Source organism: Gordonia bronchialis DSM 43247, from assembly GCF_000024785.1.
GTDB classification, from domain to species: Bacteria; Actinomycetota; Actinomycetes; order Mycobacteriales; family Mycobacteriaceae; genus Gordonia; species Gordonia bronchialis.
Genome location: NC_013441.1, coordinates 2,033,784 through 2,054,690, shown reverse-complemented (window position 1 = coordinate 2,054,690; position 20,907 = coordinate 2,033,784). Strand labels below are relative to the sequence as shown.

Annotated in this window: 13 protein-coding genes and 3 rRNA genes; 6 read left to right on the top strand and 10 right to left on the bottom strand. The window is 64.2% G+C overall.

Annotated features, from left to right (window positions below; genetic code table 11):
* Positions 1 to 35 precede the first annotated feature (35 nt).
* From GBRO_RS09605 to GBRO_RS09595, 3 genes are read right to left on the bottom strand one after another with little or no spacing between them, the layout of a single operon-like run.
* The gene (locus GBRO_RS09605) at positions 36 to 1,010 is read right to left on the bottom strand and encodes an acyl-ACP desaturase (protein ID WP_012833758.1); all 975 of its coding nucleotides are present in this window, start codon (positions 1,008 to 1,010) and stop codon (positions 36 to 38) included.
* Positions 1,011 to 1,063: 53 nt separating this feature from the next.
* Positions 1,064 to 2,515, bottom strand: a complete 1,452-nt coding sequence (glsA, locus tag GBRO_RS09600; protein ID WP_012833757.1) for a glutaminase A — start codon at positions 2,513 to 2,515, stop codon at positions 1,064 to 1,066.
* Between the two features lie 10 nt (positions 2,516 to 2,525).
* Positions 2,526 to 3,758: a helix-turn-helix domain-containing protein gene (locus GBRO_RS09595; protein WP_012833756.1), complete on the bottom strand. Its 1,233-nt coding sequence runs from the start codon at positions 3,756 to 3,758 to the stop codon at positions 2,526 to 2,528.
* 152 nt (positions 3,759 to 3,910) lie between these two features.
* Between GBRO_RS09595 and GBRO_RS09590 the strand changes: the two genes are divergently transcribed.
* Positions 3,911 to 5,758, top strand: coding sequence for an NAD(P)/FAD-dependent oxidoreductase (locus GBRO_RS09590; protein WP_012833755.1), 1,848 nt, complete (start codon positions 3,911 to 3,913; stop codon positions 5,756 to 5,758).
* Positions 5,759 to 5,831: 73 nt separating this feature from the next.
* Here the strand turns inward: GBRO_RS09590 and GBRO_RS09585 are convergent, their stop codons facing one another.
* Positions 5,832 to 6,869 (bottom strand): aliphatic amidase, encoded by a 1,038-nt coding sequence (locus GBRO_RS09585; RefSeq protein WP_012833754.1) that lies wholly within the window; start codon positions 6,867 to 6,869, stop codon positions 5,832 to 5,834.
* 174 nt (positions 6,870 to 7,043) lie between these two features.
* Here GBRO_RS09585 and GBRO_RS09580 point away from each other — a divergent pair, with 174 nt between their 5' ends.
* The 4 genes from GBRO_RS09580 to GBRO_RS09565 all read left to right on the top strand — a co-directional run bounded on the left by GBRO_RS09580 (position 7,044) and on the right by GBRO_RS09565 (position 10,645).
* Positions 7,044 to 8,117: an AAA family ATPase gene (locus tag GBRO_RS09580; RefSeq protein WP_012833753.1), complete on the top strand. Its 1,074-nt coding sequence runs from the start codon at positions 7,044 to 7,046 to the stop codon at positions 8,115 to 8,117.
* Positions 8,110 to 8,607: a MarR family winged helix-turn-helix transcriptional regulator gene (locus GBRO_RS09575; RefSeq protein WP_012833752.1), complete on the top strand. Its 498-nt coding sequence runs from the start codon at positions 8,110 to 8,112 to the stop codon at positions 8,605 to 8,607. The genes GBRO_RS09580 and GBRO_RS09575 overlap by 8 nt, the downstream gene beginning before the upstream one ends.
* Positions 8,608 to 8,632: 25 nt before the next feature.
* Positions 8,633 to 9,673 (top strand): substrate-binding domain-containing protein, encoded by a 1,041-nt coding sequence (locus GBRO_RS09570; protein ID WP_012833751.1) that lies wholly within the window; start codon positions 8,633 to 8,635, stop codon positions 9,671 to 9,673.
* A 99-nt stretch (positions 9,674 to 9,772) separates the two neighbouring features.
* Positions 9,773 to 10,645, top strand: a complete 873-nt coding sequence (locus GBRO_RS09565) for a universal stress protein (RefSeq protein WP_012833750.1) — start codon at positions 9,773 to 9,775, stop codon at positions 10,643 to 10,645.
* Positions 10,646 to 10,735: 90 nt separating this feature from the next.
* Here GBRO_RS09565 and rrf read toward each other — a convergent pair.
* The 3 genes from rrf to GBRO_RS09550 all read right to left on the bottom strand — a co-directional run bounded on the left by rrf (position 10,736) and on the right by GBRO_RS09550 (position 16,033).
* Positions 10,736 to 10,852: ribosomal RNA gene (rrf, locus tag GBRO_RS09560) — 5S ribosomal RNA — on the bottom strand.
* A gap of 109 nt (positions 10,853 to 10,961) precedes the next feature.
* Positions 10,962 to 14,094, bottom strand: a 23S ribosomal RNA gene (locus GBRO_RS09555).
* A gap of 416 nt (positions 14,095 to 14,510) precedes the next feature.
* Positions 14,511 to 16,033, bottom strand: a 16S ribosomal RNA gene (locus GBRO_RS09550).
* Together the 16S, 23S and 5S rRNA genes form the textbook arrangement of a ribosomal RNA operon.
* Before the next feature lie 735 nt (positions 16,034 to 16,768).
* Between GBRO_RS09550 and mftM the strand changes: the two genes are divergently transcribed.
* Positions 16,769 to 17,593 (top strand): mycofactocin oligosaccharide methyltransferase MftM, encoded by an 825-nt coding sequence (mftM, locus tag GBRO_RS09545; RefSeq protein ID WP_012833749.1) that lies wholly within the window; start codon positions 16,769 to 16,771, stop codon positions 17,591 to 17,593.
* Between the two features lie 19 nt (positions 17,594 to 17,612).
* Here mftM and GBRO_RS09540 read toward each other — a convergent pair whose 3' ends face one another.
* Genes GBRO_RS09540 through GBRO_RS09530 form a run of 3 tightly spaced genes read right to left on the bottom strand, consistent with a single transcriptional unit; the run spans position 17,613 to position 20,899 of the window.
* Positions 17,613 to 18,269 carry a MadR family response regulator transcription factor gene (locus tag GBRO_RS09540; protein WP_012833748.1) on the bottom strand — a complete coding sequence of 219 codons (657 nt, stop codon included), beginning with the start codon at positions 18,267 to 18,269 and terminating at the stop codon, positions 17,613 to 17,615.
* Positions 18,266 to 19,723 carry a MadS family sensor histidine kinase gene (locus GBRO_RS09535; protein WP_012833747.1) on the bottom strand — a complete coding sequence of 486 codons (1,458 nt, stop codon included), beginning with the start codon at positions 19,721 to 19,723 and terminating at the stop codon, positions 18,266 to 18,268. The genes GBRO_RS09540 and GBRO_RS09535 overlap by 4 nt, the downstream gene beginning before the upstream one ends.
* A gap of 15 nt (positions 19,724 to 19,738) precedes the next feature.
* Complete coding sequence (locus GBRO_RS09530; protein WP_012833746.1) at positions 19,739 to 20,899, bottom strand: iron-containing alcohol dehydrogenase; 1,161 nt, start codon at positions 20,897 to 20,899, stop codon at positions 19,739 to 19,741.
* Between the last annotated feature and the right edge of the window lie 8 nt (positions 20,900 to 20,907).

Genomic DNA, 20,907 nt, shown 5'->3' with positions numbered 1-20,907 from the left:
GTCCGAGCCTAGTGGTCCGGCTACGAGAACATGCCCTAGTCGCCGACGAGTGTCGCGACGTCCTCCTCGCGTTCGGCCTTGGCGCGCAACCGCGCAACGAGGCGAGCACGACTCTCCTCGAACTTGAGCACGTCACGTTCGAGTTGCTCGAGGAACAGGCCCAGTTCCTCGAGCGATTTCTGCCCCTCGGGCCCGTAATCGCCCCGGTCGAACACCCGCCAGATCTTCAGGATCGGCCGAACCACCTCGTCGAGATGCTGACGGAGGTCGTAGATGCCGTGTTTGACCATCATCGCGCCGTTGCGCCGCCAGTTCGGCATGCCGGTGCCGGGCATCCCGAAACCCTTGATGATCTTGGTGACCGAGGTGATGGCCTGATCCGGCGTGAGATCGAAGGCCGCACCGGCCAGATTCCGGTAGAAGATCATGTGCAGGTTCTCGTCGAGAGCGATGCGCTTGAGCATCGCGTCGGCCACCGGATCGTTGCAGACCAGGCCCGTCTGGCGGTGGCTCACTCGGGTGGCCAGCTCCTGAAAACTGACGTAGGCGACCTGGTCGAGCGGACCCTGGAACTCGTCCGGGGCGTGGACGCCGCGGGTCATGTGAACCATCCGGTCGTTCTCCAGCTGCACCGGGTCGACGCCGCGGGTCACCACCAGGTAGTCACGCATCGCCACCCCGTGACGGTTCTCCTCGGCCGTCCACCGGCCGATCCAGGTGCCCCAGGCGCCGTCGAGGGTGAAGTTCTCGGCGATCGTGCGGTGATAGGACGGCAGGTTGTCCTCGGTCAGGAGGTTGGTGATCATCGCGACGCGGGCGACCTCGGAGAGCTGCGATTGTTCGATGTCCCAGTCCTCACCGCCCATCGCCGCGTAGTCGCGGCCCTGACTCCACGGGATGTAGTCGTGCGGGTACCAGTCCTTCGCGATGGACAGGTGCCGGTTGAGGTTGTCGTCGACGACCGGTTCCAGCTCGGTCAGAATCTCCATGTCGGTCATCACGTGCGGCATCAACTACTCCCTGGGTATGACGTCACTCACATACTAGTGGTCTGCACCGAACACTAGCCCGAGTCGCGAACCGTTTCGTCCCGGGCGCGCTTGAGCAGAAATTCTTCCGCGTCGGCCACCGCGGCGTCCATCGTCGCGTGCACGTGCGGCAGAGTGGGGTCGAGCCCGCGAAGGTCCTCTGGCACATTGAGATCCGGCGCGATTGCGTCGTGGCGATGACGGTCGACGCTGTCGCGCATCACGCCGTCTGGATCGACGAGCATCGCCTGGCGCCCCCGCTCCTCGAGGGTGCGCTTCATGCTGAGGATCATTGTGCGGGCCACCGGGTCGATCACCCCGATCCGCGAGATCTCGACGATGGCCACCACAAAGTCGTCCATGTCGGTCTCGAGCCGACGCAGTGCGCTCTCCGCGCCGCCGAAGGTCAGATCACCCTGGAGTTCGTAGACGCGCACCCGATCGCGGCACGTGCGCAGGAACCCCCGCTCCTGCTCGGACCACTCCGTGCCGACCGGGACGTCGCTGATGTCGTAGACCGCCCGGATGGTCACCCGGCTCTCCCGGGTGACGTTGAACATGTGCAGCCCCAGGTCGGTCGACAGATGCCGGCATGTCTCGCCACCGCGCACACTGTTCCCGTGCTCGTCGAGCCGCGGTGAGTACACCCCGATCCCGAGCTGTCCCGGCAGGACCGCCATGATCGCCCCGCCGACACCGCTCTTGGCCGGCAACCCGACACTGGTCACCCAGTCACCGGCACCGTCATACATGCCGCAGGTGGTCATCACCGACAGCACCCGCTGGGCCACTTCCTGATTGAAGACGTGCCGACCGGTGCGCGGGTTGAGTCCGCCGTTGGCGATGGTGGCGGCGATGACCGCGAGATCGTCGGTGGTCACCCGGATCGAGCACTGCCGGTAGTACAGGTCGAGGGCGGCATCCGGGCTGGTGTCGAGGGTTCCGAAGCTGTCCAGCATGTAGGCGATCGCGCGATTGCGGGACCCCGTCCGCGACTCGGAGGTATAGACGGCCTCGTCCATCGTGAGCCGCCGGCCGGCGCAGGCCGAGTAGAAATCCACGATCTCGGCAAAGGTGGAAACGATCACGCTCTCGGCGACGTCGCGGACCGGCGGCAGCAACAACGACGCCGACATGATGGCGCCGGCGTTGATCATCGGGTTACGTGGGCGGCGCCGGGCGTCGACGCTGATCTCGTTGAACGCCTCCCCGGACGGTTCCACACCGATCTTGGGGTCCGCGGCCACCGCGCCGAGACGACTGAGCACCATCGCATAGGTCAGCGGTTTCGAGACCGACTGGATGGTGAACTCGTGGTCGCTGTCGCCGCACGAGTAGGTGTGCCCGTCGTGCACGCACAGCGAGAGCCCGTAACCGTCCGGGTCGACGGCCGCCAGTTCCGGGATGTAATCGGCAACCTGTCCCGACCGGTTCTGGGCACAGGTGTCCATGATGTGACGGAGATACCCGCCGACGTGAGAGGCCATGGCGTTGAATCTAGTGGTCCGTCTCAGCAGGTGTCGCGTGTCGCACGACGACGTCGACGCCGTCGGCGAACCGGTACGGATTCCCGACGATCAGTCCGCCGAGACTCTTGCGCAGTCGGGAGATCTCGGCCCGCACAGTAATCGTGCGATCGTCGGTGCCGAACACGTGACGCGACATCTGCGCCGCCGTGCAGCGCCCGCCCGCAAGGATCTCCAGGATCTGCGCATGCCGCGGTGACGGCTCGTGGGTCCAGCATCCGGCCCCGCCGGCGACCCGCACCACCGGACGCGGTCCGCGTAACTCGAGTTCGACCGTCGTCGACGCACTGGACGCGCCGCCCTCGATGACCCGGACGAGCCACCCGCCGGGCAGCGGATCGAGCTCGCATTCCCCGAGGCCGGCCACCCGGGCGCGTCCGGGACTCACCCCCCGCGGCAGCATCACGCGCCGTTGCGGCGGTGTCGCGCCCACCGCCGCCACCCACCCGTGGTTGTCGACCGCCAGCGCCGGCCCGCCCGAGCGCGCGAGGATCGGCGCCGCGACCGACCGCAGGAGGTCGAGACTCTCGCGGTGGTGATCGCGCAACGCGGCCTCGGCGAGTTTCGCGACCGCGTCCACGAGCGCCAGGGTCGTCGGATGGATGGTCGCGGCCGGTCCGCTGACGTCGACGACGCCGAGCACCGCACCGGTGCGGGGATCGGTGACGGGCGCGCCCGTGCAGGTCCAGGCGTGGTGACTGCGGACGAAGTGCTCGGCGGAGAACACCTGTACCGCGCGGCCCGACATCAGCGCGGTCCCGATCGCATTGGTGCCGACGGTGTTCTCCGCCCAGCTCGCACCCTCCACGAAACCGAGCCGATCGGCCTTGCCGAGCACGCGGGTGGCGCCGCTGCGCCACAGCACACGTCCCAGCGGATCGGCGACGACCAGGATGTTGTCACCGTCGGCGGTGACCGTCTCGAGACCGTTGGTCAGCACGTCGAGGACCAGCCGCAGATCGGAGTCCTGGCGGCGCGCCTCGAGATCACCGACGCCCAGGGCGTCGTCGGGGCCGCCGCGGTCCGGGTCGACCCCGGCGCTGGCCACCCGGTCCCAGGAATCGCTGATCACCTCGCGGGGCCGGGCCGGTAACCGCTCGCCGGCCATCGCGGCGTCGTAGACGGCGCTCAGCACCTCGGCGAACTGACGCGGGTCGTCGCCGGCGGCGACGGCCGGTTCAGGAACAGATCTCGTATTCGACATCGCCTTCGATTGTGCTCTCGATCACACCCGGGGGCAAAGCCCGCCGCTTCCGCAACCCATTGCAACCCTTGCCGCACATCGTCCGACGGTATGTGCTGTGGATCACACATCGCCGACCGACGGCGCATGACCACGATCAGGAGGTGCCCGACATGACCCAGATCCTCGAGCCCGACACCCGGGCAGCCGACGAACCAGGGACCGCCCAGCAGCGGGTGGAGCTCTGGTTACAGAAGTTCGAATCCGCCCTGGCCACCCGGGACATCGAGCGGGTGATCTCGCTCTTCGCCGTCGACAGCTACTGGCGTGACCTGGTCGCCTTCACCTGGAACATCAGGACCGTCGAGGGTCGCGAACAGATCGCCGACATGCTCGGCGAGCGGCTGGCCGGCACCGATCCGGCGGGCTTTCGCACCGTCGAACCCGCTACCGACGAGGACGGCGTCGCGTCGGCCTTCATCGCTTTCGAGACCGCCGTCGGACGCTGCGAAGGCCACCTGCGACTGCGCCCGGATACCGAGACGGGCGAGGACCTCGCGTGGACACTGCTGACAACACTGCAGGAGCTCAAGGGTCACGAGGAGCCCGCCGGGTACACCCGTCGCCGCGGCGCGGTCCACGGCTCCGATCCCGACCCCCGCTCGTGGGCGGAGAAGAAGGAGGCCGAGGACGCCGAACTCGGCCGCACGGTGCAGCCCTATGTGCTGGTCATCGGCGGCGGCCAGGGCGGCATAGCGCTCGGTGCCCGGCTGCGTCAGCTCGGCGTGCCCTCGATCGTGGTCGACAAGCACGACCGGCCCGGCGACCAGTGGCGCAAACGCTACAAGTCACTGTGCCTGCACGACCCCGTCTGGTACGACCATCTGCCGTATCTGCCCTTCCCCGCGAACTGGCCGGTCTTCGCGCCCAAGGACAAGATCGGCGACTGGCTCGAGTTCTACACCAAGGTGATGGAGGTCCCCTACTGGAGCCGCACCGAGTGCCTGAGCGCAACCTACGACGAGGCCGCCGGCCAGTGGACGGTCGAGGTGAACCGCGACGGCGAGAAGATGACACTGCATCCCACGCAACTCGTCCTGGCCACCGGTATGTCCGGCAAGGCCAACGTGCCCTCCTTCCCCGGCCAGGATGTCTTCGCAGGCGAGCAGCATCACTCGAGCGCCCACCCCGGACCCGACGGTTACCGCGGCAAGAAGGTGGTGGTGATCGGGGCCAACAACTCGGCGCATGACATCTGTAAAGCTCTGGTGGAGAACGGGATCGACACCACGATGGTGCAACGGTCGTCGACCCACATCGTCCGGTCCGACTCGCTGATGGAGGTCGGCCTCGGCTCGCTCTACAGCGAGCAGGCGGTGGAGTCCGGGATGACCACCAAGAAGGCCGACCTGACCTTCGCCTCGCTGCCGTACCGCATCATGCACGAGTTCCAGATCCCCATCTACGACGAGATCCGCCGGCGCGACAAGGACTTCTACGATCGTCTCGAAGCCGCCGGTTTCGACCTCGACTTCGGCGACGACGACTCGGGTCTGTTCATGAAGTACCTCCGACGCGGCTCGGGCTACTACATCGACGTCGGCGCCTGCGACCTCGTCGCCGACGGCACCATCAAGCTGGCCCACGGCGAGGTGGATCACCTCACCGAGACCAGCGTGGTCCTCGCCGACGGCACCGAACTCCCGGCCGATGTGGTGGTATACGCCACCGGCTACGGGTCGATGAACGGTTGGGCGGCCGATCTGATGGGCCAGGAGGTCGCCGACCGCGTCGGCAAGGTGTGGGGCCTGGGCTCGGACACCACCAAGGACCCTGGTCCGTGGGAGGGCGAACAGCGCAACATGTGGAAGCCCACCCAGCAGCCCGGGTTGTGGTTCCACGGCGGCAACCTGCATCAGTCGCGGCACTACTCGCTCTATCTCGCCCTGCAACTCAAGGCACGCTACGAAGGCATCCCCACGCCGGTCTACGGACTGCAGGAGGTCCATCACCTGAGCTGACCCTGAGCTGACGAACCCCAGAGCAAGGTGCTCCCCGGAAGTGGATTCCGGGGAGCACCGCTCGTCGTCGCGGTCAGGCCTCCATCACCTTCTCGGTCGGCAGGTCATACACCGGGCAGTCGGCCACGCCGATCGTCTCGCGGGTGATCGCCTCCACCTGTTTGCGGGTGGCCTCTGCGTCGGTCACCCAGTTGCGATAGAAGTCGAAGGGGCACTCGGCGATCCCCTTGTCACCGTCGCCGCCGGCGAGCACCCCGGTGTACCCGCGGTGCAGGAGTTTGAACAGGTGGTTCTGCGACTGATCGTTGCGCCGTGCGTCCCGGATGGTGGACAGCGACAGTTGCGCGTACTGCACGCCGTACTCCTCCTCGCCGCACTCGCCGAGCGTGCGACCGTCGAACCCGATGATCGAGCTGTGCCCGAAGTAGGAGTACACGCCGTCCCAGCCGGTGGCATTGGCCACCGCCACGTAGCAGTTGTTGGCCCAGGCCATCGCCTTGGCCATCAGCACCTGCTGGTCCTTGGCGGGGTACATGTAGCCCTGCGGGCGCACGATCAGCTCGGCACCCTTCATCGCGCAGTCACGCCAGATCTCCGGGTAGTTGCCGTCGTCGCAGATGATCAGCGAGATCTTGAGACCCTTGGGGCCGTCGGTCACATAGGTCTGGCCACCCGGATACCAGCCCTCGATGGGCGTCCACGGCAGGATCTTTCGATAGCGCTGCACGATCTCGCCGGCGTCGTTGATCAGGACGAGCGTGTTGTACGGGGGCTTGTTCGGGTGATCCTCGTGCCGTTCGCCGGTGATCGAGAAAACTCCCCAGGTCTTGGCCTCCCGGCAGGCAGCCGAGAAGATGTCGGTCTCGTCGCCGGGGATCGTCGACGCCGTGGCATACATCTCGTCGTCGTCGTACATGATGCCCTGCGTCGAGTATTCCGGGAACACCACGAGATCCATCCCGGGCAGACCGCTTTTCATCCCGACCACCATCTCGGCGATCGCCTTCGCGTTGTCGATGACCTCCGCTCGCGTGTGCAGGCGCGGCATCTTGTAGTTGACGACGGCCACCCCGACGGTATCGGGGCTGGACGAGATGTCACCGTGACGCATGTCGACTCCCTTGCTTCTGATTTACTTCCAAACGGAAGGATAGGCGCTTCGACGGTAACGCACAGGCGATTGCGGCGAGGTTTCCTAGGGGTATTGATCACGTGACGGGCACTCAGACGACACGACAGTGGCTCGCGTGATCTACTTTCAATCGGTAGCGAACGGAAGGCGGTCATGTCCGGACACCTGGCGACAAGGTTCCACGACCTCGACTCCACCACCGGTTTTCGCCTGGGCGACGTCCGGTCGATCGACGACCTGCGCCACGGCCTGTCGGATGCGATCGTCGGGCAGGACCACGCCGTCGACGCGGTGGTGCGTGCGTTGACGATCGCAGCCGCGGGTTTGGGCGATCGTCGTCGCCCGATCGCCTCGTTGCTCCTGGTGGGCCCCACCGGCGTCGGCAAGACGGAGCTTGCCCGCCGGGTCGCCGCCCTCGTCCGCGGCGACGCCGACAACCTGTGTCGCATCGACATGAACTCGCTCGCGCAGGAGCACTATGCCGCATCCCTGTCCGGCGCACCGCCCGGATACGCGGGTTCCAAGGAGCAGTTCACCCTCTTCGAGCGCGACAAGATCGAAGGTTCCCTGTCCCGGCCGGGCGTCGTGCTCTTCGACGAGATCGAGAAGGCACATCCGAGCGTGCTGCGTGCGCTCCTGCAGATCCTCGACGCCGGCACTCTGCGGCTCGCGTCGGGGACCACCTCGATCGACTTCCGCAATGCGATCGTCCTGCTGACCTCCAATCTGGGCTCCCGCGAGGTACACGACCTGCGCTCGAAGCGCGGGTACCGACGGCGGATGACCGCCGCGGCCGGACGGCTCGCCGGCCGTCACCGTGACGAGACCGAGATCGTGGTCGACGCGGTCCGGGAATTTTTGGATCCGGAACTGTTCAACCGTTTCGACGAGATCATCACGTTCCGCTCCATCGACCGCAGCGTGGCCCGCCGCATCGTTGATCTCGAGATCGACCGTCTCACAAACGATTTGGCAGACCGAGCGGTGTTTTGCGAGGTCACCGAAGCGGTTCGTGTCCGTCTCGCCACCCGCGGATTCGACGATCGTTACGGTGCCCGCCACCTGCATCGGGCACTGCGCAACGAGGTGTATGCACCCATCGCCGAACAACTCCTTCGCACGCCGGGCACCGCACAAGGACGACGTACGGTGCGCGTCGACGTCACCCCGTCCGGGATCGCGGTCACCGATCAAGTCCACTCACCGACAGGAGAGTCCGATGCCTGAGCGGCACGAGGACCCGCTGCTGCTGCAATTGCTCCGAGCGGCACAGCTGATCTCCGATCGACTGGCACCCGTACTCGACGACTGCGGCGTGACCGGCGAGCAATGGCGGGTCCTGGAGGTTCTGGCCGCCGGCGAAGGCCTGCCGATGACGGACCTCTCACGTCTGGCGGTGCTGCCACCGGCAAGTGCCACCCGGGCCGTGGACCGACTGATCTCACTGGCCCTGGTGTATCGCCGGGCCGATCCGCTGGATCGTCGCCGAGTGATGGTCTTCCTCAGCCCTCACGGCGCCCAGACGACGGCCACGGTCGGTGAGCGACGACGCGCGATCGAGCGGGAACTCGCCGGCGCCATCGGCTCCCGTCGATATCTGGGGATCACCGACGGCCTCGACCACCTGATCCGAGCGCAGACGGCGACGGGCGACGACGCTGCTGACCGTTCTGCAACTGACCTGTCGGCAACTGACCTGTCGGCAACCTCGGGGTAACCGGGCACGGGCACACTCGCAGACAATGAAACTCGCACTCGTCATCCCGCAGAGCGGCCCGTCGGGCATCTTCGGACCGTCGTGCGCGGCGAGTGCGCAGCTGGCCGTAGAGGAGATCAACGACGGCGGCGGCATTCTCGGGCGCGAACTGGCCGTGGTCACCGTCGACGGCGGCCGGTCCCCCGAAGCGGTGGCCGGCGACGTCGGTGCCGCGCGGCCCGAGGCCGTGGTCGGATGGCACACCTCGGCGGTCCGCAGGCGACTGGTGACCACGCTCGACGGCCGGTGCCCGTATGTGTACACAGCGGTGTACGAGGGTGGCGAGGCGTCCGACGGTACCTTCATGACCGGCGAGGTACCCGACTCGCAGCTGTTACCCGCCATGGACTGGATGGCCGCCGAACTCGGTGTACATCGCTGGATGATCGTGGGCAGCGACTACGTGTGGCCACGCGCGACGGCCGCCGGTGTCATCGCAGCACTGGCCGACGAGCATCCCGCCCGGGTGACGGCGACGACCTTTTATCCCCTGGGCACCACCGACTTCGGTGCAGCCCTCGACGCGCTCGAGAACGCCGACGCGACGGGGGTGCTGCTGCTGCTGCTCGGCGACGACGCCGTCCGATTCAACCGTTCGTTCGCCCGTCGCGGTCTCGCCGGGCAGTGCGTGCGGCTGAGCCCGCTGATGGACGAGAACATGTTGCTCGCGACCGGGGCCGCAGCATCAGGTGGCCTCTATTCGGTTTCGGGCTACTTCGAATCGCTCGCCACTGCCTGCAGCCTCGAATTCGAGGGGCGCTACGTCAGACGGTTCGGTCCGTGCGCGCCACCACTGACATCCCCGGGCGAATCCTGTTACGAGGGACTGCATCTGCTGGCCGAGCTGGTGCGCCGGTCCGGCTCACCGACAGCCGGCGACCTCAATCGGACAGCTGCCGATCCGTTCACCTATGTCAGTCCGCGTGGCGAGGTGTCCTTCGCCGACCGTCACCTGCGCCAGGACATCTACCTCGCCGCCGCCGATGGACTGGAGTTCGATGTCCTCGCCCGGGTCAGCTCGGCGTGAACTGCCGTCTGGGGAGGATCACCAACGGCAGTGGCCATGAAGCGGTGTGGACTAACGTCGGGGTGGACACCGGGCCCACCGAGAAGGACGGAGACACCGATGAAGATCGTCGTCGCATACATCGCCACCGCGGGTGGACGGGATGCGGTCGCACTCGGTACCACACTGGCGCGCACCTTCGACGACGCCGAACTCGAGATCTGCGTGGTATTGCCCCCGGAGCCGCCCGATCCGAGCGCCCAGGTGGAACGTCTGGCCGACACGCTGGAGACCGCGGCGCGCGGTTGGCTCGACGACGCCGCCGCGGCGGTGCCCGCTGACCTCTCGCCGACGACGACCATCGTCGTCCACCCGAATCCGGCGGGCGGTCTCATCGAGCGGGCCGAAGAGGTCGGTGCTGATGTGCTGGTCACCGGCGGCTCGGGCGGCGGCATCGTCGGCCGCCACACCCTGGGCACCGTCGTCAACGATGTCCTGCACTCCTCGCCGGTTCCGGTTGCCTTGGCACCCTTGGGCTTCAGTCACACCGGGCCGAGCCACATCGCACGCATCAGCGCTGCACTGGGGATGCGGCCGGGAGCCGAGCATCTCGTCGACACGGTCATCGGGTTCGCCCGGGCCGGTGCGGTGCCCCTGCGCCTGGTCTCACTGGTGGCACTCGACGACATGGACCACCATCGTGGCACCAGTGTCGACGCCGCGATCCAACACGCACGCGGGCACATCGAACGCAAGACGGCAGAGATCTCCGAACGTCTCGCCGGCACCGCGTCGACCGTCACATCCGCGGTCATCCAGGGAGACAGCATCGAGAACGCGATCGTCGAACTGGAATGGAACGACGACGACGTGATCGTGGTCGGGTCGAGCCGGCTGGCCGCGCCGCGACGCATCTTCCTCGGCACGACGGCCGCGAAGATGCTGCGCGTCCTCGCCATTCCGATGATCGTTGTACCGTCCTCCCCGCAGTAGAGACGCGGCTCGAGGAATGCGCGAAGCAAGAAGCTCCAGAAACGACTGTGGCCCCCGAATTGCCTTCGGGGGCCACAGTTCTCAAGTTGTGTTCGGCGGTGTCCTACTCTCCCACACTGATTAGGGTGCAGTACCATTGGCGCTGGAGGGCTTAGCTTCCGGGTTCGGAATGGGACCGGGCGTTTCCCCTCCGCTATGGCCGCCGTAACTCTGTGAAATTATCCCGCTCCCACCCACCAGCACATCGCTTAGGGGGTGGGGGTGCGTGCAATTTCAGAAGTACATAGTGGATGCGAACACTTGGTGTAAAAAGTGTTGTGGTAAGTCCTCGGCCGATTAGTACCAGTCACCTGAACCTATTACTAGGCGTACAGTTCTGGCCTATCAACCCCATGGTCTGTAGGGGGCCTTAACCACTCAAGGTGGTGAGAAACCTCATCTTGGAACAGGCTTCCCGCTTAGATGCTTTCAGCGGTTATCCCTTCCGAACGTAGCTAACCAGCAGTGCCCCTGGCGGGACAACTGGCACACCAGAGGTTCGTCCGTCCCGGTCCTCTCGTACTAGGGACAGGTTTCCTCAAGTTTCTAACGCGCGCGGCGGATAGAGACCGAACTGTCTCACGACGTTCTAAACCCAGCTCGCGTGCCGCTTTAATGGGCGAACAGCCCAACCCTTGGGACCTACTCCAGCCCCAGGATGCGACGAGCCGACATCGAGGTGCCAAACCATCCCGTCGATATGGACTCTTGGGGAAGATCAGCCTGTTATCCCCGGGGTACCTTTTATCCGTTGAGCGACACCGCTTCCACTTGCCGGTGCCGGATCACTAGTCCCGACTTTCGTCCCTGCTCGACATGTACGTCTCACAGTCAAGCTCCCTTGTGCACTTACACTCAACACCTGATTGCCAACCAGGCTGAGGGAACCTTTGGGCGCCTCCGTTACATTTTAGGAGGCAACCGCCCCAGTTAAACTACCCACCAGGCACTGTCCCTGAACCCGATCAGGGTCCGAGGTTAGAAGTCCAATACGATCAGAGTGGTATTTCAACAACGACTCCATGAACACTGGCGTGCCCACTTCACAGTCTCCCACCTATCCTACACAAACCGAACCGAACACCAATACCAAGCTATAGTGAAGGTCCCGGGGTCTTTTCGTCCTGCCGCGCGTAACGAGCATCTTTACTCGTACTGCAATTTCGCCGAGTCTGTGGTTGAGACAGCAGAGAAGTCGTTACGCCATTCGTGCAGGTCGGAACTTACCCGACAAGGAATTTCGCTACCTTAGGATGGTTATAGTTACCACCGCCGTTTACTGGGGCTTAAATTCTCAGCTTCGCACCCCGAAGGGCACTAACCGGTCCTCTTAACCTTCCAGCACCGGGCAGGCGTCAGTCCGTATACATCGTCTTACGACTTCGCACGGACCTGTGTTTTTAGTAAACAGTCGCTTCTCTCTGGTCTCTGCGACCCACACCAGCTCAGACCGCAAGGGCCGTCACCAGAATGGGTCCCCCTTCTCCCGAAGTTACGGGGGCATTTTGCCGAGTTCCTTAACCACAGTTCTCTCGATCGCCTTAGTATTCTCTACCTGACCACCTGTGTTGGTTTGGGGTACGGGCCGTGTACCAACTCACTAGAGGCTTTTCTCGGCAGCATAGGATCATGGAATTCGCCGCAACGGCTACGCATCACCTCTCAGGCTTCATGCTGTGCGGATTTACCTACACAACGCCCTACAGGCTTACACCAGTACAACCACTCACTGGCCCCACTACCTTCCTGCGTCACCCCATCGCTTGCCTACTACCAGCCGAGGTCCCACGCAGCCCCATCCGGTCACCCGAAGGTGATCCATCCGGTTTTGGGTGGTTAGTACAACTGATTCAGCATGGGCGCGGATACACGGGTACGGGAATATCAACCCGTTGTCCATCGACTACGCCTGTCGGCCTCGCCTTAGGTCCCGACTCACCCTGGGCGGATTAGCCTGGCCCAGGAACCCTTGGTCATTCGGCGGCAGAGTTTCTCACTCTGCTTTCGCTACTCATGCCTGCATTCTCACTCCCACACCCTCCACACCTCGTTCACACGGGCGCTTCCACGGATGCAGGACGCTCCCCTACCCACCCACACACCTAGCCCACAACCCGTAGATCATGGGCGGGCTTATGTGAGTGCCGCGGCTTCGGCGGTGTACTTGAGCCCCGCTACATTGTCGGCGCAGGATCACTTGACCAGTGAGCTATTACGCACTCTTTCAAGGGTGGCTGCTTCTAAGCCAACCTCCTGGTTGTCTTCGCGACCCCACATCCTTTTCCACTTAGTACACGCTTAGGGGCCTTAGCCGGCGATCTGGGCTGTTTCCCTCTCGACTACGAACCTTATCGCCCGCAGTCTCACTGCCACGCTCTCACTTACCGGCATTCGGAGTTTGGCTGACGTCAGTAACCTAGTAGGGCCCATCGGCCATCCAGTAGCTCTACCTCCGGCAAGAAACACGCAACGCTGCACCTAAATGCATTTCGGGGAGAACCAGCTATCACGGAGTTTGATTGGCCTTTCACCCCTACCCACAACTCATCCCCTCCATTTTCAACTGAAGTGGGTTCGGGCCTCCACGACGTCTTACCGACGCTTCACCCTGGCCATGGGTAGATCACTCCGCTTCGGGTCTAGACCCAGCGACTCAACGCCCTATTCAGACTCGCTTTCGCTACGGCTACCCCACACGGGTTAACCTCGCCACCGAGCACTAACTCGCAGGCTCATTCTTCAAAAGGCACGCCATCACCCACCAGCCACCAAAGACTGCACAGGCTCTGACGGATTGTAAGCGTCCGGTTTCAGGTACTATTTCACTCCCCTCCCGGGGTACTTTTCACCTTTCCCTCACGGTACTAGTCCGCTATCGGTCACCAGGAAGTATTCAGGCTTACCGGGTGGTCCCGGCAGATTCACAGCAGATTCCACGAGCCCGCTGCTACTTGGGAGAACATCACGCAAGACCGCATGCTTTCAGCTACCGGACTCTCACCGTCTACGGCAGACCATTCCAGGCCACTTCACCTAACACACGATTTTCTCACTCACGCTTCCACAGGCAGATGGAAGAAGATGAACCCCACAACCCCACACACACAACCCCTACCCGGTCTCACATGCGCATGGTTTAGCCTCCTCCGCTTTCGCTCGCCACTACTCACGGAATCACAATTGTTTTCTCTTCCTATGGGTACTGAGATGTTTCACTTCCCCACGTTCCCCCCACACCAGCTATACATTCACTGGGTGGTAACACGACATCACTCGTGCTGGGTTTCCCCATTCGGACACCCTCGGATCACAGCTCGTTTGACAACTCCCCGAGGACTATCGCGGCCTACCACGTCCTTCATCGGCTCCTGGTACCAAGGCATCCACCGAACGCCCTAAAACACTTACAACAACACCTACACAAAACCCCCAACACACAGCTGAGGACCAAATGTAGACATCACCAAAAAATCAAAACATTTTGCTATCTCTCGAAATCACGAGAAATAAAGATGCTCGCATCCACTATGCACTTCTCAAACAACACACACCAGCCACCCACACACCCCTCCACACCCCACCACAGGACGCATCAACAGAGCAGCGCAATGACCAGCCCAGAAGAAACACCGCGTGTTCCCTCAGAACCCCGATAGTGTGCGATGAACACGCCGGCCTCACAGCCAACAATGATCGATACCGGCAGGCATAACACCCCACCGAACACGACCCGTCTGATGTTTCACCCTTGAGCTCCCCGTGCAGCACACTCGGCCACAAACAGGACTCCATGAAGGCCGAAACCCCCATGCATAATGCTCCTTAGAAAGGAGGTGATCCAGCCGCACCTTCCGGTACGGCTACCTTGTTACGACTTCGTCCCAATCGCCGATCCCACCTTCGACAGCTCCCTCCCACAAGGGGTTAGGCCACCGGCTTCGGGTGTTACCGACTTTCATGACGTGACGGGCGGTGTGTACAAGGCCCGGGAACGTATTCACCGCAGCGTTGCTGATCTGCGATTACTAGCGACTCCGACTTCACGGGGTCGAGTTGCAGACCCCGATCCGAACTGAGACCGGCTTTAAGGGATTCGCTCCACCTCACGGTATCGCAGCCCTCTGTACCGGCCATTGTAGCATGTGTGAAGCCCTGGACATAAGGGGCATGATGACTTGACGTCATCCCCACCTTCCTCCGAGTTGACCCCGGCAGTCTCCTGCAAGTCCCCGGCATAACCCGCTGGCAATACAGGACAAGGGTTGCGCTCGTTGCGGGACTTAACCCAACATCTCACGACACGAGCTGACGACAGCCATGCACCACCTGTACACCAACCACAAGGGAACGACTATCTCTAGCCGCGTCTGGTGTATGTCAAACCCAGGTAAGGTTCTTCGCGTTGCATCGAATTAATCCACATGCTCCGCCGCTTGTGCGGGCCCCCGTCAATTCCTTTGAGTTTTAGCCTTGCGGCCGTACTCCCCAGGCGGGGTACTTAATGCGTTAGCTACGGCACGGAACTCGTGAAATGAGCCCCACACCTAGTACCCACCGTTTACGGCGTGGACTACCAGGGTATCTAATCCTGTTCGCTACCCACGCTTTCGCTCCTCAGCGTCAGTTACTACCCAGAGACCCGCCTTCGCCACCGGTGTTCCTCCTGATATCTGCGCATTTCACCGCTACACCAGGAATTCCAGTCTCCCCTGTAGTACTCAAGTCTGCCCGTATCGCCTGCACGCCTACAGTTAAGCTGCAGAATTTCACAGACGACGCGACAAACCGCCTACGAGCTCTTTACGCCCAGTAATTCCGGACAACGCTCGCACCCTACGTATTACCGCGGCTGCTGGCACGTAGTTGGCCGGTGCTTCTTCTCCAGGTACCGTCACTCACGCTTCGTCCCTGGTGAAAGAGGTTTACAACCCGAAGGCCGTCATCCCTCACGCGGCGTCGCTGCATCAGGCTTGCGCCCATTGTGCAATATTCCCCACTGCTGCCTCCCGTAGGAGTCTGGGCCGTGTCTCAGTCCCAGTGTGGCCGATCACCCTCTCAGGTCGGCTACCCGTCGTCGCCTTGGTAGGCCATTACCCCACCAACAAGCTGATAGGCCGCGGGCCCATCCCCAACCGCAAAAGCTTTCCACCAAACACCATGCGATGTAAGGTCATATCCGGTATTAGACCCAGTTTCCCAGGCTTATCCCAAAGTCAGGGGCAGATCACCCACGTGTTACTCACCCGTTCGCCACTCGAGTACCCAGCAAGCTGGGCCTTTCCGTTCGACTTGCATGTGTTAAGCACGCCGCCAGCGTTCGTCCTGAGCCAGGATCAAACTCTCCATGAAAAAACATCGAAACAAACCCACCAACCACAAAAGCCAGCAGAAGTTTCAACACAATCAGGAAAGAAAAACCTGACCAATCCAAAAACTAGCAACACCCACCCCATCGGAGCAGATGCCACAAAATAAATCATCATCCATCCAAAAACACTTGGACACACAATGCCAAACAAATGGCATCAAACAATTCATCGTCACACTATCGAGTTCTCAAAGAACACACACCCACCGGCACTACCCGTTGCTCGGGCGCTCACCTGCGAGCTTTGTTCGTTTAGGGGTTGTTGCTCCGTCTCCGGCGCAACTCTTCCAGGTTACCAGACTCTCTTCTCAGTCCGCAACTCTCGGTCTTGGTCCGATCGGGAGTGTCTGGCAGTCCCGAGAGCGATCGGTGAGCATGAAGCTTCCCTGATCGATTTCTCGGGGGCGGTCAGTGCAGAACCCGGTTTCCTCTCCCCGTCCGCTCCCTCTCGGGAGACTGTCCGGGGCGGCGCCGTGGCGCTCTGACTTGAAGAAAGTTACGCGGTGGGGTGGTCAGGGTCAAATCGCCTGGTCACTGAGCATGGCCGGCAGTGTTTGTGCAGGTCACGAGAGTTCCAATCACCGCCGAGCGCGTGGCATTCCCCGGAAACCGCCAAATCCCATGAGTGTGATCTGCGCCGCAAACCGTCCTTTTGGACAGTTCTCCTGCCTGCTTGGCCAGTTATGCGCTGGTCAGAGCGCTTTTACGGTCAAAGGATGACGACCGGCGCGATCTGTCCCCCGTCCACGACCGTGGCAGTGCGGCGCATGGACTCGCCTCCAGCGGGGTTCCAGCGGTGCGGCTCGCTCTCCTGGCGCCGGCGTGCGACCGACGTGGAGATCGTGCATCCCTTCGACCGGTCGTCCATCTCGGATTCGGCGATGGTGGCCGGTCTCGTCGGCCTCATCGAGTCCGGCGTCATCGTCGGACAACCCGCCTTCGAGGATGCGGCGGTCGGGATGATCCGGTCGGCGGCGAGCACCGAGGCGTCGTCGTGGGCCGCCTTCTACGACAACTCGATCGCCGAGTTGCGCGCCGGGACGTCGCCGTTCGGTCCGATACACCGTCGGGCACGCTCTCTGCTCTCCGGTCGCAGCGTCCTGGAGGTCGGGTCGTGCTTCGGCTTCTTCGCACTGCAGTGCGCCGAAGACGGCTACGCGGTCAGCGCCTGCGACATCTCGCCCGGCGCTATCGGTCATCTACGTAGCGCCGCCCGCCGTCGCGGGACCCCGGTCGATGCCGTCGTGGGCGATGCCACCGACCTACCGTTCGCCACCGACTCGTCGGACACCGTGACCCTCATCCATCTTCTCGAGCATCTGGATCCGCAGGGCGTCCTCGACGCGCTCGGCGAAGCCCTGCGCGTCGCGCGCAGAAGAGTAGTGGTGGCGGTGCCCTTCGAGGAACACCCCAGCGAACACTTCGGTCATCTGGCCCGGTTGCGGGTCGACGACCTCGCGGGCTGGGCCGCCCAGGTTCGCCATGGCGGCGCAGAGACCTTCACCGATCACGGCGGATGGCTCGTCCTCACGCCACCCTGAGCGGCCGTGAGGCCCGGCGTCAGATCAGCCCGCGTTTGCTCGCGATGTAGACGGCGTCGGTCCGCTTGGAGACCCCCAGCTTGCGGATGATGTTGCGGATGTGAAACTTCACGGTCGACTCCGAGATGAACAGGGTCTGCCCGATCCGTTTGTTGGACAGCCCGTCGGCCAGCAGGCGCAGCACCTCTCGCTCGCGGTCGGTCAGCGCCTCCGGTTTGTCCACGTCGCCGGAGACACTGCGCAAGACGATCGCGGCACTGCGCGGATCAAAGGCGCTGCCACCACCGAACACCGCCTGGATCGCCCGGACGAGTTCGGTGGTGTCGACGTCTTTGACGACGTAGCCGCGCGCGCCCGCCCGTACGGCGCGGACCACGAGGTCGTCATCGAGAAAGGTGGTGAGCACCAGGGTGGCGACGCCGGGATGGCGTCCGGAGATCTCGGTGATCAGCCGCAGCCCCTCGTACTCGGTGCCCGCGGTGAGCTTCAGATCCACCACCACCACATCGGGCCGGCACCGTTGCACCTCGGCCAGCGCGGCGTCGTAGGACCCCGCCTCCCCGACCACGGAGATCGCGGCCTCTCGGTCGAGCAGGGAACGGATCCCCTCGCGTAACAGTGCATGGTCGTCCACCAGCATGGTGCGGATGGCCGTCGCGGCATCAGGCGCGTTCATGGGCTGACCTCTCCTCTGCGGCCGGTCGGGCCGCGTTGAGTCGGCACGGTTCGCTCCGGACCGGTGGGGATGGTGACCACGATGCGGACTCCGCCGAGCCGGGATCGACGAATCCGGAAATCGCCACCGAGCTCGGCGGCCCGCGCGGACATGTTGGCCAGGCCCCGGTGCCGACCTGCCAGATCGCCCGGCATGGCCGCCCGCAGCACCCGCCGCAGGTGAACCGGGTCGCCGGCACCGTCGTCGTCGACGGACAACGAGATCGCGTCGTCGAGATAGGCGAGGTTCACCCGTGCGCGGGTCGCGTCGGCGTGGACGGCCGTGTTGAACAGGGCCTCTCCCGCAATGCGCAGCACCGCGTGCTGGACATCGTCGGGAAGATCGCGGATCCGTCCGGTCACCCGCACCCGGGTGGCGAGATCGTCCGGCAGATGCATGGAGCACAGTTCGTCGAGAACCTCGGCGAGGCTGAGCCCCTCGACCGACGGTGCCTGATTCAGCGCGTAGATCACCGAACGCAGCTGCTCGACCGCGTTGCGCGTCAGCCGGCCCGCCACCTCCAGACGGTCGGCGGTCCGCGGATCGGACTCCATGCGGCACACCTCGATGTGGACGCCCGCCGAGAGCACCGACTGGGTGACCGAGTCGTGCAGTTCGCGCGCGATCCGCTCGCGTTCCTCGGTCACCAGCCGCTGCCGCATCACTGCGGACAGTTCCCGCTGGGTCCGCTCGAGTTCGGCGTTGCGCACGGCGAGGTCGGCGGCCTGTTCGGTCGCCTTCGCATAGGCTGCCTCGGCCCGGGCCAGCTGGTGGCGGCTCTCTTCGAGCAGCGCTGCGTTGAGCAGGGCCACGGCCGCCTGCCGGGCGAGGATGCGCAGGACCACCGGATCGGCCGAATCCACCACCTTGTGCTCGGGGGTCCACGCCGACAACCCGCCCACGACCCGACCGTCGAGGTGGACCGGGACATGGACGTGATGATCGTCGACCACCGGGCGCATCAGCTGCGACATCTGATTGCGCAGGATGTCGTTGAGCCGGTTGAGCACCTCGTCGGGCAGATGACTGGGCGTGCGTGCGACGTGCACACCCTCGAAGGCGTAGGTCGTACCGTCGGCGCCGATCATCAGGTGACGCGGGCCGGTCCGGTCGAGTTCGCCGTCGCACAGGGCGAAGACCACCCACTCGGCGTCGAGGTGCTCCTGGACGGCCCGCACCACCGACAGGACCAGGGTCTCGGGCCCCTCCGCGGTCTGCACGAGGGCCCGCGAGATGCGGTCGAGGGCTTCCACGACCCGGGTGAGTCGCTGTTCGACACCCCGGAACTGCGCGTAGTGCGATCCCTTGACCGAATGCAGGCCGAGCAGCGATTCGAGGCGCTGTCCGCCACCGGCCCCGTCGGGGTCGTCTTGTGCGGGGTTGTTGCCCGCGGTGTGCCCGGAGCGGATCGTCATGTCGGGGTGGCCATGTCAGAGTGCCTCGCGGTACATCCGCGTGACATCCGCGCGCGACGGCCGGCGCGGATTGGTGGTCATGCACGCATCGACCATCGCATGGTCGGTGAGCACCGCGAGGTGTTCGGCAGACACCCCGTGCGCCCGCAGCGTGGACGGTAGCCCAACCGAAACAGCCAGCCGCGCAACATCATCAGCGAATCGCTCGGCAACGGCGTGCGGAGAACCACCCGCCCGGATGCCGACCGCGTCGGCCAACCGCACATACGGTGTGGGATCGGCCTCGGCGTTGAACCGGATCACATGCGGCAGCAGTACCGCGTTGATCGCGCCGTGCGGTGCGTCGCACATCCCACCCACCGGGTGGCTCATCGCGTGCGTGGCACCGAGGATCGCGTTGGTGAAGGCCATCCCGGCCTCCAGCGCCGCGTAGGCCATGTTGGTCCCGGCGTCCGGGTCGGCGGGATCGTCGACGAAGCGCTCGATACACCGCCAGGCGGTGGCGATCGCCGACAACGCCGCGGCATCGGTCAGCCGGCTGTGGGCCACCGATGCATATGCCTCGATGCAGTGGGTGATCGCATCCATTCCCGACTGTGCGGCGACCTCGGCCGGCAGCGTCCGCAAGGTGCGCGGATCGATGACCGCGACGTCGGGCACCAACGCGCGACCGATGATCGTCACCTTGGTCATCCGGTCGACGTCGTTGACGATGCAGAACTGCGAGACATCCGATCCGCTGCCCGCCGTCGTCGGCGCGGCGACCATCGGCGGCAGCGGCATCACGGCCTTGTCGATGCCCTCGTACTGCAGGATGTGTCCGCCGTTGGCGGCCAGGATCGCGACGCCCTTGGCGGCGTCGATGACCGACCCGCCGCCCAGCGCGACGATACCGTCGCAGCGACGGGACTCGTAGTGGTCGAACGCCGCGGTGATCTCCGGTGCGCGCGGGTTGGGCGAGATGCCGCTGAACGACGACACGCCGAGCCCCTCGGCCCGCAGCGATTCGGCGAGTTCGGGGTACCAGGGGGTCGCGACGATGCCCCGGTCGGAGACGATCATCAGTCGGTTCATCCCCAGACCGCGTGCAGCGCCGGGGATCTCGGCGAGTGCGCCGGAGCCGACGATGATCTCGGGCGTGTGGAACTTCGCGACCCGCAGGTCAGCACGCGTCACGTGTCACC